General features: G+C 71.5%; 12 protein-coding genes. 9 read left to right on the forward strand and 3 right to left on the reverse strand.

Annotated features, from left to right (window positions below; genetic code table 11):
- Positions 1 to 10: 10 nt before the first annotated feature.
- Complete coding sequence (locus ACIRL2_RS14325; RefSeq protein WP_402232217.1) at positions 11 to 1,051, reverse strand: alpha/beta hydrolase family protein; 1,041 nt, start codon at positions 1,049 to 1,051, stop codon at positions 11 to 13.
- 161 nt (positions 1,052 to 1,212) lie between these two features.
- Here ACIRL2_RS14325 and ACIRL2_RS14330 point away from each other — a divergent pair, with 161 nt between their 5' ends.
- The 8 genes from ACIRL2_RS14330 to ACIRL2_RS14365 all read left to right on the forward strand — a co-directional run bounded on the left by ACIRL2_RS14330 (position 1,213) and on the right by ACIRL2_RS14365 (position 10,591).
- Positions 1,213 to 1,875 (forward strand): GNAT family N-acetyltransferase, encoded by a 663-nt coding sequence (locus ACIRL2_RS14330; protein ID WP_395865603.1) that lies wholly within the window; start codon positions 1,213 to 1,215, stop codon positions 1,873 to 1,875.
- Positions 1,876 to 1,913: 38 nt separating this feature from the next.
- Positions 1,914 to 2,786, forward strand: coding sequence for a PaaX family transcriptional regulator C-terminal domain-containing protein (locus ACIRL2_RS14335; RefSeq protein WP_395865605.1), 873 nt, complete (start codon positions 1,914 to 1,916; stop codon positions 2,784 to 2,786).
- Positions 2,787 to 3,214: 428 nt separating this feature from the next.
- Complete coding sequence (locus tag ACIRL2_RS14340; RefSeq protein WP_402232219.1) at positions 3,215 to 3,499, forward strand: SDR family oxidoreductase; 285 nt, start codon at positions 3,215 to 3,217, stop codon at positions 3,497 to 3,499.
- A gap of 73 nt (positions 3,500 to 3,572) precedes the next feature.
- Entirely contained in the window at positions 3,573 to 4,955 is a 1,383-nt protein-coding gene (locus tag ACIRL2_RS14345) for a PLP-dependent aminotransferase family protein (protein WP_402232221.1), read from the forward strand.
- Positions 4,956 to 5,252: 297 nt separating this feature from the next.
- Positions 5,253 to 6,173 carry a branched-chain amino acid transaminase gene (locus ACIRL2_RS14350; protein WP_395865609.1) on the forward strand — a complete coding sequence of 307 codons (921 nt, stop codon included), beginning with the start codon at positions 5,253 to 5,255 and terminating at the stop codon, positions 6,171 to 6,173.
- Positions 6,174 to 6,299: 126 nt separating this feature from the next.
- On the forward strand, positions 6,300 to 6,509 hold the full coding sequence (locus ACIRL2_RS14355) for a hypothetical protein (RefSeq protein ID WP_402232223.1): 210 nt from the start codon (positions 6,300 to 6,302) through the stop codon (positions 6,507 to 6,509).
- A 456-nt stretch (positions 6,510 to 6,965) separates the two neighbouring features.
- Positions 6,966 to 8,699, forward strand: coding sequence for an ABC transporter ATP-binding protein (locus ACIRL2_RS14360; protein WP_395865614.1), 1,734 nt, complete (start codon positions 6,966 to 6,968; stop codon positions 8,697 to 8,699).
- The gene (locus tag ACIRL2_RS14365; RefSeq protein WP_395865616.1) at positions 8,696 to 10,591 is read left to right on the forward strand and encodes an ABC transporter ATP-binding protein; all 1,896 of its coding nucleotides are present in this window, start codon (positions 8,696 to 8,698) and stop codon (positions 10,589 to 10,591) included. Before ACIRL2_RS14360 ends, ACIRL2_RS14365 begins: the two co-directional genes overlap by 4 nt.
- 74 nt (positions 10,592 to 10,665) lie before the next feature.
- On the opposite strand, the gene ACIRL2_RS14370 is transcribed toward ACIRL2_RS14365, so the two are convergent.
- Positions 10,666 to 11,934: an MFS transporter gene (locus ACIRL2_RS14370; RefSeq protein WP_402232225.1), complete on the reverse strand. Its 1,269-nt coding sequence runs from the start codon at positions 11,932 to 11,934 to the stop codon at positions 10,666 to 10,668.
- A 144-nt stretch (positions 11,935 to 12,078) separates the two neighbouring features.
- On the opposite strand from ACIRL2_RS14370, the gene ACIRL2_RS14375 reads away from it, so the two are divergent.
- On the forward strand, positions 12,079 to 12,786 hold the full coding sequence (locus ACIRL2_RS14375; protein WP_402232227.1) for a FadR/GntR family transcriptional regulator: 708 nt from the start codon (positions 12,079 to 12,081) through the stop codon (positions 12,784 to 12,786).
- A 112-nt stretch (positions 12,787 to 12,898) separates the two neighbouring features.
- Here ACIRL2_RS14375 and ACIRL2_RS14380 read toward each other — a convergent pair whose 3' ends face one another.
- Positions 12,899 to 14,119, reverse strand: coding sequence for an adenosylmethionine--8-amino-7-oxononanoate transaminase (locus tag ACIRL2_RS14380; RefSeq protein WP_402232382.1), 1,221 nt, complete (start codon positions 14,117 to 14,119; stop codon positions 12,899 to 12,901).
- Positions 14,120 to 14,206 lie beyond the last annotated feature (87 nt).

Here is a 14,206-nt window from a genome sequence, read left to right on the forward strand (position 1 = left end):
GGAGCGGTGCTCAGCGCCCGGCCAGGAAGCGTCGCTGGTCGCCGAGGTACCCGGCGGCGAACAGGTCACGCGGCGCGAAGACCGCCGTGAACCAGGTGTCGATCCGCGAGTCCTCGATGTCCTTCTCCACCATCGAGTGCGCCGCGCCCGGGTAGTGCCGGACCGTCAACTCGGCCCGCCCGCCCAGCAGTCGGCGATACTCCGCCTCGGTCTCCGCGACGTCCACGTTCACGTCGTGCCCGGCGAGCATCAACAACACCGGCACCCGCACCCCGGCCAGGTCCGCGCTCGCGTCGGCGGCGAAGTTCCTGCGCGCGAACGCCCACCGGTCGGCCGGCATGTCCGCGGCGTCCCCCAGGGCCGCGCGGTACCGCTCGTGGCTCGCCCCCTCCTGGAGCAGCCGTCGGGTCTCGTCGCTGCGCCGCACCTCGGTCTCGATCCGCTCCGCCGAGGCGTGCTCGGCGCGCAGTTCGGCGAGCAGGTTGTAGCGGCCCTGACGCAACCAGTTGATCGCGGGCGAGACGGCGATCAGGAACCGTACGTCCGGCGTGCGCGCGGCCACCTTCGGCAACACCCAACCCGCCTGACTGGCACCCCACAGGCCCACCCGCGCGTGGTCCACGTCCGGCCGGGAGCGACTCCACGCGATCGCCGCCTCGGTCTCCCGGGCGCGGTCCTCCATGCTCTGGTCGAGCCAGTTCCCCGGCGCGCCGTCCACTCCGGGCTTGGTCCAGGACAACGTCGCGTAGCCCGCCCGCGCGTACGCCTCCATCTGCGGCCGGTAGAACCCGTCGTTGGTGGTGTTCTTCGGCCCGTCGCCGTGCACCAACACGACCAGCCCGTACGGACCGCGCCCGCGCGTGGGCTTGGCCAGCACACCGTCCAGCCGTTGCGCGCCGTCCCGGAAGGAGATCCGCTCCTCGTCGAGGTCGTAGGTGTTCGCACGGTCCGCGTACACCACCGCGCCCAGGCCGACCAACAGGAGCAGCGCGACGATCGCGGCGCCGATCGTGAGCCCGCGATGGCGTCGAACAACCGATCCGAGCTTCATGCCTTCGTCTCCTTCATCCGGCTGCGTATCGCACCCTCATCCGCAATAACTATCGAATTGCAAACGCTCGTCTGTCAAACGAACGTTTCAAGTATGCTGTCTCCGGATGCCCGGCATGATCGACCACGACGCCGAGGACGACCCACCACCCGGAGGCAGCGATGGACCAGGCGAGCGAGCCGAACGATCGACGCGGTTCGGATCACCGGCACCCGGGCGCGCTGCTGATCCGCCGCGGCCTGCCGCCCGACGCGCGCCGGCGGGCGGCCGAGCTGTACTGGGAGGCGTTCGGGCGCAAGCTGGGCACCGCGCTGGGCCCGGCCGAGGCCGGGACGGCGTTCATCGCCGAGCACCTGCACGCGGACCGCGCGATCGCCGCGACCCGGGACGGCGTACTGGTCGGCCTGGCCGGCTACACGCACGGTGGCCATGGCCTCACCGGCGGCACGGCGCGCGATGTGCTGCGGGCGTACGGCCGACTCGGCGGCCTGCACCGCGTCGCCATCCTGGCCCTGCTCGAACGCAGGCCCGGGTCATCGGAGTTGGTCATGGACGGGATCGCCGTCGACCCGTCGCAGCGCGGCACGGGCATCGGCAGCCTGCTGCTGGACGAGGTGGCCGTGCTCGCCCGCGAACTCGGCTGCCGACGGATCCGGCTCGACGTGATCGACGTGAACCCGCGTGCCCGCGCGCTCTACGAACGACACGGCTTCGTCGCGACCAGGACCGAGCACACGCCCTACCTGCGCCCATTGCTGGGCTTCGGGGCCGTGACCACCATGATCCGCAGGATCGGGCCCGCCTCGACGCCCGCGCGCGGGTGAGCGGGATGGGCCGCCCCGCGCGCTCGTATGCTCGGGCCATGCCAGGAACGCCAGGAGTCGACCCGGTCGAGATCCCGACCCGCACCCTCGTGTACGCGCTGGTGCGGCCGGACGGCAGCGTGGACGCGGGCGAGCTGTACACCGTCGCGGGCGAGCTCGGGATGACCGACCAGCAGGTGCGGCTGTGCGTCAAACGCCTGATCGCCGAGGGGCGGTTCACCCATCACGGTCGTGGTCGCAAGGCGGTGCTGAGCGCGTCCGAGGACACCCTGCGCACCATCGAACCCAACGTCGAGTTCGTCCGCTACGCGTTCCGCCAGGATCGCGGCCTGGAACCGTGGGACGGCACGTGGCGACTGGTCGCGTTCGCGATCCCGGAGTCCGCGCGATCCGCGCGCGACGCGCTGCGCGACGCGATCCTGCGACTGGGCGGCGCGGCGCTGCACGGCGGCCTGTACGTGTCCGCGAACGAGTGGACCGACCTGGTCTCGGCCGAGGCGGGCCGCCTGGGCGTATCGGACGCGGTAACCCTGCTCACCAGCCGGGACCTGCGCATCGGCCCGCTCGATCGCCCGACGGAACTGGCCGCCCACCTGTGGCCGCTCACCGAATTGGCCGAGCGCTACGAGCGCCTGATCGAGACCACCCGCCCCAGACTGGCCCGCCTGGAATCGAACGCCGACATCGACGACGTCGAACTACTCACCATCGGCGTCGAGTTGACCGTCGAATTCAGCCGAGCAATGGAACCCGACCCCCTGCTCCCCCCGGAACTCCTCCCCACCCCCTGGCCCGGCCACCAGGCCCGCAACCTCCTCTCCCGAGCCTGGAACGCGGTAACGGCCCGAGACCACACCCACACAACCCGCCGCCTATACCGCCTATACGAACCCGACCCCCACCCCCTCTAACCAACCCGAAACTCGCCCCCACCCCCGCTCGAAGTCACCCCAAAACCCCAGCACACGCCCCAAGCCGACCCAAACTCAACCCGCCCGGCACTTGAGGGCACCCGAAAACCGCAGCGCATCCATGAAGCTCACCCAACCCCTCCGGCCCGTCCGGCGCTTGAGGACACCCAGGACACCCCAAAAGTCCAGCAAACTCACCAAGCCCAGCCACAATCAGCCTGTCCGGCGTTTGAGGACAAAAGGAACCCACGCGCCGCGAAGCTAGGTCGACAACACCGCGATCACCTAAGACACCTGGCAGCGCGCGACCGACGCGGACCTGGACGTGGTGGCCGAGGCCGGCGAGACCAACCTGTACGGGCCCTGGCGCACGGTGCAGGCGTTCCTGCCGCTGCCGCGCCGCTCGGCCCATCCCAGGGTGGTTCAACGTGAGCAGCGAGGCCGCGTCGCTGACCAACATGGGCGGCGGCACGCCCGCGTACACGATCTCCAAGGTCGGTCTCAACGCGCTCACCCGGATGCTCGCGGCCGAACCGCGCCCGGACCGCGTCCTGGTCAAGGCGATCTGCCCGGGCTGGGTGGCCACCGAGATGGGCGGCCCGGGCGGGCGCCCGGTCGCGGCGGGCGCGGCGGGCATCGTCTGGGCGGCGACCCTTCCCGACAACGGCCCTACCGGCGGCTTCTTCCGGGACACCCACCCGCTGCCGTGGTAGCGGGCGGCGTGCCGAGCCCGCGCGACCCCATATCGTCGAGCCATCCGACGGAACGTGGGTCGAGGGAGTGGTCGTGGAGGTCGAGCAGTTCGCGGTCGTGGTCGCCGAGCGCATGGGGCGCCCCCGGCGCAACGAGCGCCGCTCGCGCGGCGAGCGGCTGTTCGACGCGCTGCGCGAGTTGGTGGAGGGCGGCGACCTGCTCGCCGAGACCCGGCTGCCGTCCGAGCGCGCGCTCGCCGAGGCGCTCGGGCTCAGTCGCGGCACGGTCGCCTCGGCCTACCTCTCGCTGAACCGGATCGGCCTGGTCGAACGGCGCCACGGCAGCGGCTCGTACGTGCGTCCCGGCGGTCGGCCGACCTTCTCCCGCTGGCTGCGCGAGGGCGCCATCGTGGTCGACTTGGCCAAGGCGGTCGTACCCGACGCCTCGCTGCTGCCGGACACCGCGCTGCGCGTGGAGGACCTGCTCGACGCCCGACCACAGGACGGGTACGCGCCGGCCGGCGACCCGCGACTGCGCGCGCTGGTCGCGGCGCACGCGTTGCCCGCGGGGTTCGGCGCGGAGGACATCGTGGTGACCTCGGGCGCACAGCAGGCGATCCACCTGGTCGCCGACGCGCTGCTCGCGCCCGGCGACCGGATCCTGGTCGAGCCGACCACCTATCCCGGGATGCTCGCCGCGGCGTACCGCTTCGGCGCCGAGGCGATCCCGGTGCCGGGCGATCGGCACGGCTTCGATCCGGACGAGTTGCGGGCGGCGATCCGCCGGCATCGACCCGCGTACGCGTTCTCGCTGCCCGTGCACAACCCGACCGGAGCCATGGTCTCGGCCCGGCGGGCGAAGGCGGTCGCCCGGGTGGCCGCCGAGGAGGGCGCGCTGCTGGTGGAGGACCGCACCCTCGCCGAGCTCGCCGACGGGCCGGTCGCCTCGGCGGCCGAACACCTGCCCGAGCGCACGGTGTGCCTGGGTTCGCTGTCCAAGACCACGTGGGGCGGTCTGCGGCTGGGTTGGGTGGCTGCGCCGACCTCCGTGCGGACCCTGCTGATCGAGGCCAAGCAGCGTACCGACCTGGCCTGTTCCACGCTGGACCAGCAACTCGCGATCCACCTGCTGCGCGACCCCGACCGGCCGAGGCGGGTCCGCGCTTGGGCCGACACGCTCGCCGCCCGCCGGGACCACTTCGCCGCCGAACTCACCCGGCACCTGCCCGAGTGGGAGTGGACCCTGCCAAGCGGCGGCCTGTCCCTGTGGGCCCGGTTGCCCGGCGTGGACGGCGAGGACTTCGTCGCCGGCGCCCTTCGCCACGGCGTCGCGGTCTCCCCCGGCGCCGTCTTCGCGCCGGACCCGGACACCGCCGCCGAGCACATCCGCCTGAGCTTCGCGTGGCCCGAACCGGTGCTGTCCCAGGCCGTCGAACTCCTGTCCGCGGCCTGGCGCGAGGCCCGTCGGGTCCGCTAGTGCCGCACCAGGGCGGGCCCGGGTCCGTTCCGGGCGGTGATGAACTCCCTTGTCCGGTAAGCCGCCCGCCCGCACCCCGGCCCGCACCCCCGGCCCGCGCCGAGGGGCGGCTCGGGCGTGTCCGGATGGCGGATCGGCACTAGTGGACCAATAGCGATCGGGCTAATGTGCCACTCATCAAGTGGCCCATCGAAGTGTCTCTCGGTGATCCACTTGTCGAGCACGCCCGACGGCGGCGCCGCACGGCGCCCGCGGCCGAAGGCGACCACGCACGAGCGCACGAGGGCGGGAGCAGCAATGGCACTGACCGAAGCGGACCGGATCTGGATGGGCGGCACGCTCGTGCCGTGGGCGGACGCGAAGGTGCACGTCCTCAGTCACGGACTGCACTACGGCACCGGCGTACTGGAGGGCACCCGGGCCCACCTCACCCCGCGCGGCCCCGCGGTGTTCCGGCTCGACGACCACCTGCGGCGGTTCCGCGAGAGCGCCCACATCGTGGGCTTCGAACTGCCCTACGACCTGCCCACACTGCGCGCCGCGACGCTGGAACTGATCGCGGCCAACGGGCACTCCGAGTGCTACCTGCGCCATCTCGCGCACATCGGCTACGGCGAGATGGGTCCGGCCCTGCGGCCCGAGATGGCGGTCGAGGTGAGCATCGCCGGGTGGGAGTGGCACGCCTACCTCGGCGACGCGCCGGCCGAGCGCGGCATCCGCCTGGCCACCAGTTCGTGGCGGCGCAACGACCCCAACGCGCTGCCGCCCGCGGCCAAGGCCACCGCGGGCTACCTCAACGCGGCGCTGGCCAAGACCGCGGCGCTGCGGGCGGGCTACGACGAGGCGCTGCTGCTCAACGCGGACGGCTACGTCAGCGAGTGCAGCGCGGCCAACGTCTTCGCGGTGCGCGACGGCGTGCTGTTCACCCCGCCGCCGAGCGCCGGCGCGCTGCGCGGGATCACCCAGGACACCGTGCTCACCCTGGCCGCGGATCTGGGTCTGGCGGTCCGTACCGAGAACCTGCTCCGCTCGGATCTGTACACCGCCGAGGAGATCATGGTCTGCGGCACGGCCGCGGGCGTGGTCGCGGTGGCCTCGCTGGACGACCGCGAGGTAGCCACCGGGCCGATCACCCGGAAGATCCAGGACGCCTACACCGCGGCGATCACCGGCACGGACGAGCGGTACGCGCACTGGCTCACCCTCGTGCACCAGTGACGACGGGCCGAACGGGTCGTAACGAGCGCACGACACGCCCCTAATGGGCGAACTTACCCATATTGCTGTGATTTTGTGGATATCAGGATTTACGTCCCGCTCACCCACATTTCATGGGAGATGACAATGCGCCTCCGTACCTCGCTGATCGCCGTTGCCGGCGCCGCGCTCTTCGCCTTCGCCGGTGCCGGCACCGCTCAGGCGGGCGACCACGACGACGGCCTCGTGGTCGGTCACCACACCAGCTCCGGCGTGAAGTTCTCGGACGGCTGCGGCCACCACGGCGGCGACTTCGCCGTGTGGCACTCCACGAACTCGTTCGTCGCGATCGACTGACGTTTCGCGACTCGCACCGAAACGGCCCGTCCACCCCTCGGGGTGGACGGGCCGTTTCGCTGTGTACGGTTCCGAACGGGTCGTCGACGGTCCGAGGGCATCGACACGTCCGGATCGTCGACCTTGACCTCAAGTCAACTTGAAATTCTAGGGTGTTCTTACGCCGCCCGAACCACCGCCGACGGGCCGTGTTCGCCACCTTGGATCGCACTCGGGGAGAACCACCATGCACACCTCTTCGATCGCAGCCGCCGACTCGGCGCGGCATCGACCGACCGGTCGGCACAATCCGATCGACCACCCCATCGATGGGCACTACGGTCGAGGACGGAATCCGCCTCGGCGCCGCGCCCTCGACCCGCACCCGGGTCCGGTGCCCCGCACGGGGCCCACCCCGCGCCCGTGTACGGCTCGTGCCCCAGGTCGGCTGTACTCCTCCGACCCGAAGAGGACCTCGTGCTGATCCGCCTGCTGCGCGCGCACCTGCGCCCGTACGCCAAACCGATCGCCTTGGTGGTGCTGCTGCAACTCGTGCAGACGCTCGCCACCCTGTATCTGCCCACCCTCAACGCCGACGTCATCAACAACGGCGTGGTCAAGGGCGACACCGGCTACATCCTGCGGGTCGGCGCCGCGATGATCGGGGTGACCCTGGTCCAGATCGTCTGCGCGGCGATCGCGGTGTACTTCGGCGCGCGGATCGCGATGGGCGTGGGGCGCGACATCCGCGCGGCGGTGTTCAACCGGGTGCAGACCTTCTCCGCGCGCGAGGTCGGCGAGTTCGGCGCGCCATCCTTGATCACCCGCACCACCAACGACGTGCAGCAGGTCCAGATGTTGGCCCTGCTCGCGCTGACCCTGATGGTGTCCGCGCCGATCATGTGCTTCGGCGGCATCCTGATGGCGGTCAACCAGGACGTCCCGATGTCCTTGTTGTTCCTGATCATCGTGCCCGCGCTGGTCCTGGCCGTGGGCTGGATCGTGCGTGCGATGCCGCCGCTGTTCCGCGTCCTGCAGGGCCGGATCGACAACGTGAACCGGATCATGCGCGAGCAGATCACCGGGATCCGGGTGATCCGCGCGTTCGGCCGGGACGGCCACGAACAGGCCAGGTACGCGGACGCCAACGCCGAGATCCGCGACGTGTCGCTCTCGCTCGGCCGGCTGATGGCCTTCATGTACCCGTCGGTCCTGCTGGTGTGGGAGACCTCGGCGATCGTGATCGTGTGGATCGGCGGCCACCGGATCGGCGCCGACTCGATGGACATCGGCGCGCTGGTCGCCTTCCTCAGCTACCTCGCGCAAATCCTGATGTCGGTGATGATGGCCACCTTCATGACCATGATGATCCCGCGCGCGTCGGTCTGCGCGGACCGGATCGCCGAGGTGCTGGACACCGAGACCAGCCTGACCGTGGCCGAGGCGCCGGTGACCGCGCTGCACGCGCACGGCCGGCTCGAACTGCGCGACGTGAGCTTTTGCTACCCCGGCGCCGAGGAGCCGGTACTGCGTGGCATCGACCTGATCGCCCGTCCCGGTGAGACCACCGCGGTGATCGGCAGCACCGGCGCCGGCAAGACCACGCTGCTGAGCCTGATCCCGCGCCTGCTCGACGTGACCGGCGGCGCGGTCCTGGTCGGCGGCGTGGACACCCGCGAGTTGGACCCCGCGCTGTTGTCCCGCACGGTGGGGCTGGTGCCGCAGAAGCCGTACCTGTTCTCCGGCACCATCGCCTCCAACCTGCGCTACGGGAACCCGGACGCCACCGACGAGGACCTGTGGCGGGCCCTGGAGATCGCACAGGCCCGCGCGTTCGTCGAGGCACTGCCCGAGCAACTGGACGCGCCGATCGCCCAGGGCGGCGGCAACGTCTCCGGCGGCCAGCGACAACGCCTGGCCATCGCCCGGCTGTTGGTGGTCAAGCCGGAGATCTACCTGTTCGACGACTCGTTCTCCGCACTCGACTACTCCACCGACGCGGCGTTGCGCGCGGCGTTGGTCGAGGAGACCGCCGAGGCCACCGTGGTGATCGTCGCGCAGCGCGTGGCCACCATCCGGCACGCGGACCGGATCGTGGTACTCGACGAGGGCCGCGTGGTCGGCACCGGCACGCACCGCGAGTTGATGGCCGGCAACGACACCTACCGCGAGATCGTGCTGTCCCAGCTCACCGAGGAGGAGGCGGCGTGACCACCACCGAGGAGACCACCGAATCCGGCGACTCGACCGAGGCCGCCGTCCCGCAACGCCGCCCCGGTCCGCCGCCCGGCGGCGGACCGGCCGCGCGGATGATGGGCGGCGCGCCGACCGAGAAGTCGATGCACTTCAAGGCGTCCGGTCGCCGCCTGCTGGGCATGATGGCCCCCGAGCGCGCCCGGCTGTACGCCCTGCTCATGTGCGGCATAGCGGGCGTCGGCCTCGCCGTGCTCACCCCGCGGCTGCTCGGCAAGGCCACCGACGCGATCTTCACCGGCGTCGCCGGCGACGGCATCGACTTCGGGCACGTGCGGACCATCCTGCTGGCCACCTTCGCGGTCGTGGTCGGCTCGGTGCTGTTCGCCTTCGTGCAGGGCCGGCTGACCGCGACGATCGTCCAGCGCACCACCTACCGGCTGCGCGAGGAAGCCGAGACCAAACTGTCCCGGCTGCCGCTGAACTACTTCGACAAGCAGCCGCGCGGCGAGGTGCTCTCGCGCACCACCAACGACATCGACAACATCGCGCAGACCCTCCAGCAGGCGATGGGCCAGATCGTGCGCTCGGTGCTGACCATCGTCGGTGTGCTGGTGATGATGTTCTGGATCTCGCCGCTGCTCGCGCTCGTCGCGCTGATCAGCGTGCCCACCTCGATCCTGGTCACGATGCTGATCGGCAAGCGCGCACAGCCGCAGTTCGTCAAGCAGTGGTCCAGTACCGGCAAGCTCAACGCGCACATCGAGGAGATGTACACCGGACACGCGCTGGTGAAGGTGTTCGGTCGGCAGAAGGAGTCCGCCGAGGTCTTCGACAAGCACAACGAGGCGCTGTACGCGGCCGGTTTCAAGGCGCAGTTCATCTCCGGCCTGATCCAGCCCGCGATGGCCTTCGTCGGCAACCTCAACTACGTGCTGATCGCGGTGATCGGCGGCCTGCGGGTGTCCTCCGGCGCGATGACGCTCGGCGACATCCAGGCGTTCATCCAGTACTCGTACGAGTTCAACGGTCCGGTCACGCAGGTCGCCTCGATGGCCAACCTGCTCCAGTCCGGCGTCGCCTCGGCCGAGCGGGTGTTCGCGCTGCTCGACGCCAAGGAGCAGTCCCCCGACCCGGAGCCGCCCGCCCGGATCGAGAAGGTGACCGGGCACGTCGCCTTCGAGGGCGTCTCGTTCCGGTACGACCCGGCCAAGCCGCTGATCGAGGACCTGGACCTGGAGGTGCACCCGGGCCAGACGGTGGCCATCGTCGGTCCCACCGGCGCGGGCAAGACCACCCTGGTCAACCTGCTGATGCGGTTCTACGAGGTGACCGGCGGTCGGATCACCGTGGACGGCGTGGACATCGCCACGATGGCCCGCGAGGATCTGCGCGCCCCGATCGGCATGGTGCTCCAGGACACCTGGCTGATCGGCGGCACGATCGCGGACAACATCGCGTACGGCGTCGGCGACGTCTCGCGCGAGCAGGTGGTCGCGGCGGCCCGGGCCACCCACGCCGACCGCTTCGTGCGCACCCTGCCGGACGGGTACGACACCGTGCTCGACGACGAGGCCGGCAACCTCAGCGCGGGCGAGAAGCAACTGCTCACCATCGCACGGGCGTTCCTGACCGAACCGCAGATCCTGGTGCTGGACGAGGCGACCAGTTCGGTGGACACCCGCACCGAGGTGCTGATCCAGAAGGCGATGAACTCGCTGCGCCGGGGCCGGACCAGCTTCGTGATCGCCCACCGGTTGTCCACGATCCGGGACGCGGACGTGATCCTGGTGATGGAGTCCGGCTCGATCGTCGAACAGGGCACGCACGAGACGCTGTTGGCGGCCGAGGGGGCGTACGCGCGGCTGTACGCCTCGCAGTTCGCCCAGCCGGCGGCGGAGATCCTCTAGATCGGCCGAACCCGCCACGCGGGTGCCCGAGGTCGCGTACCTCGGGCATCCGCGCGCTTCCTGCGGTTCCGCGGTCAGCCGGCGGATCGGGCGGATCGTGGCGCCGGTTCGGGCGCGGCGTGCGCGCCGCGGTTGCCGGACAGGACCAGGCCGACCAGGAGTTGGCCGACGGCGGTGACCACGAGTGCGGCCATCGGCACCGTCCAGCCGCCGGTGGCGCCGTGCATCAGGCCCAGTGCGAACGGGCCGGTCGCGGCGACCGCGTAGCCCAGGGACTGGGCCAGCGTGGACAGCGCGGTCGTCTCGGCGGCGCCGGTGCCGCTGCCGCCGATCACGGAAAGCACCAGCGGGAACGAGCAAAAGCCCAGGCCGACCGCCGCCGCCCAGACCGCGGGCAGCGCGACGGGGGCCACGAGCAGGCCGACGAAGCCGATCAGCATGCTCACCGACACCACCACGAACGCGGGCCGCAGCCGCCCGGTGGCCCGCACGAACGCGAGCAGCGCGAAGGTCGCCGGGATGCCCGCCCCCTGGGTGATCGCGAGCATCGCGCCCGCCTTGCCGCTGCTCATCCCCTCGTCCGAGAGCAGCGTCGGCAACCAGCCGACCAGGGCATAGCAGTTCAGCGCCTGGAGCGCGAAGTAGGCCGTGACCAGTCGGCCCAGCCGGGTGCGCGCCATCGTCCACGGCGACACGTACGCTGCGGGGCCGGCCTCGGCGGTGAGCGCGTGCGGCGCCCGGACCAGCGACCACACCAGCAGCGCGGCGACGGCCGGCAGCGCCCACACCGCGAGCCCCAGCGACGGCGAGTCCAGGCCGTCCGCCACCGGCACCGCGATCGCGGCGGCCAGCGTCGCGCCCAGCGCCATCACCGTGGTGTACACCCCGGTCAGCACCGACACGCGGTGCGGGTAGTGCGCGCGCAGCAACGCGGGCAGCAACACGTTGCCCACGGCCAGGCCGGACATGCCCAGTACGGTTCCGGTCAGCAGCGCCCAGGTGGTCGGCACGACCCGGATGCCCAGCCCGGCGGCCAGCGCGAACAGCGCCACCAGGACCGCTCGTTCGGTGCCGAACCGGCGGGCCAGCGGTGCCGCGGTCAGCCCGGCGGCGGCGAAGCACAATGTCGGCAGGGTCGGCAGCAGCGACGCGGTCACCGAGCCGAAGCCGAGCGTGTCGCGCAGCGCCTCCAGGAGCGCGGCGGCGCTGCTGATGCCCAGCCGCAGGTTGAACGCGATCAGCACGATGCCCACGCCGGCCAGCCACGCGGCACGGGTACGACCGGCCGGATCGGTGGTCGAAGCCAGGGGCGCGCCGGCGGCTACGGAGGCTGCGGAAGTCATGGATCAAAGGTAAGACGTCTGATGAATCCTGTCTAGGTGACGGAGAGTTGACATCGAGTGACGTCCGATCATCGGATGTATCCTGGTCCTGTTTCGGTTCGACGTCGCAGGTCGCGTCGACGTCCCAGGTCAGGAGCCCGCCCGATGAGCAGCCTCGAATCGGTGCGCCGACCGGCGCTGTCCGCCGAGGTGATCGCCCGGCTGCGGGAGCGCATCACCTCCGGCGACTGGCCGGTGGGCAGCCGCATCCCGCCCGAGCCGGAGTTGATGACCCGACTCCAGGTGGCCCGGGGCACGGTCCGCGAGGCGGTCCGCGCACTCGCGCACGCGGGCCTGCTCGACGTGCGCCAGGGCGACGGCACCTACGTGCGCGCGGTCAGCGAGCTTTCCGGCGCCGTCGAGCGGCTGTACGGCGGCAGCGACATCGGGCAGGTCCTGGAGGTGCGCCAGGCGCTCGACCTCCAGGCCGCCCGACTCGCCGCGATCCGCGCCGAGGAGGCCGACCTGACCGTGCTCCAGGGCGCGCTGCGCCGGCGCCGGGCCGCGTGGGACGAGCGCGACTTCGAGGCGTGGCTGGCCGCCGACTGGGAGTTCCATCTCGGTGTTGCCGACGCGGCGCACAATCCCCTGCTGGCCGAGCTGTACCGGAACCTGTCCGGGCCGGTGCGCGAGTCGGTGGCCGGTTCCTGGACCGACCCCGACTACCAGGGCGCGAATCCGGGCGGCCACGAGGATCTGTTGCGGGCGCTGCGCGAGCGCGACCCGGTCGAGGCCGCCCGGCAGGCGGACGCCAACCTGACCGACACCCACGACTGGCACGCGGTGCGGCCACCGAGGGGAACCGGCTCGTAGGCTCGATGGGCACCTGCCGATCCGCGCGGGGTGGGTCGCGCGTGCGGGGCGACCCGGTGGGGCCTGGGACGTGGATGCCCCGCACGCGCTCGGAATCGGGATCGGGATCGGATCAGGCCACCGCGGCAACGGCGGTGGCGGCGGCGGTGATCCGTCGCAGGTCGGCGTCCGAGGTGATGTACGGCGGCATCGTGTAGACGAGATCGCGGAACGGCCGGAGCCAGACGCCGTGTTCGACCGCCACCCGGGTAGCCGTCGCCATGTCGACCTCATGGTCGAGCTGGACGACGCCGATGGCACCCAGGACCCGCACGTCCGCGACCCTCGGGAGCGCGCGGGCCGGGGCCAGGCCCTCGGCGAGACCGGCTTCGATGCGGCCGACGTTCGCCCGCCAGTCCTGGTCGAGCAGCAGGCCCAGCGCGGCGTTCGCGGCCGCGGCGGCCAGCGGGTTGCCCATGAAGGTGGGCCCGTGGGCCAGGACCGGGGACTCGCCGGCGGCGATGCCGGCCGCCACCTCCTCCGTACACAACGTCGCGGCCATGCTCAGGTAGCCGCCGGTCAACGCCTTGCCGAGGCACATCACATCGGGGCTGACGCCGGCGTGGTCGGCGGCGAACAGCTCGCCCGTGCGGCCGAATCCGGTGGCGATCTCGTCGAAGATCAGCAGCACGTCGTGGGCGGTGCACAGGTCGCGCAGCGCGCGCAGGTACTCCGGGGGATGGAAGCGCATGCCACCCGCGTTCTGCACGATCGGCTCGACGATCACCGCCGCGACCTCGTCCCGGTGACGGGTCAGCAGCGCGTCCAGGTGCTCGACGTAGGCCGGGTCGAACCCGCTCGGCGGGGCGTCGGCGAACACCTGCTCGGCCAACCTCCCCTGCCACAACCGGTGCATCCCGCCCTCCGGGTCGCACACCGACATCGGATGCCACGTGTCGCCGTGGTACCCGCCGCGCCACGTGAGCAGGCGCCGCTTGTCGCCGCGACCTCGGGCCCGCCAGTACTGGAGGCACATCTTCATCGCGACCTCCACCGAGATGGATCCGGAGTCGGCCAGGAAGACGTGCCGCAGCGGCTCCGGGGTGATCTCGACCAGGGTGCGTGCCAGTCGAATCGCGGGCTCGTGGGTGAGGCCGCCGAACATGACGTGACTCATGCGCCCCATCTGCTCGCGGATCGCCGCGTCGATCACCGGATGCGCGTAGCCGTGCACGGCCGCCCACCACGACGACATGCCGTCCACCAACTCGCCGACGCCACCCACCGGTTCGGCCAACCGCAGGCGAACTCCCGCAGCCGACTCGACGAGCAGCGGGCGTCCGGTGCCGGGCATCGGCGCGTACGGATGCCACACGTGTTCACGGTCGAGGTCGAGCAGTTCACCGGGGGTCAGGTCCGCCCGCCCGGCTCGGTTCGGCGC

The organism is Embleya sp. NPDC127516 (assembly GCF_044765325.1).
GTDB lineage: Bacteria > Actinomycetota > Actinomycetes > Streptomycetales > Streptomycetaceae > Embleya.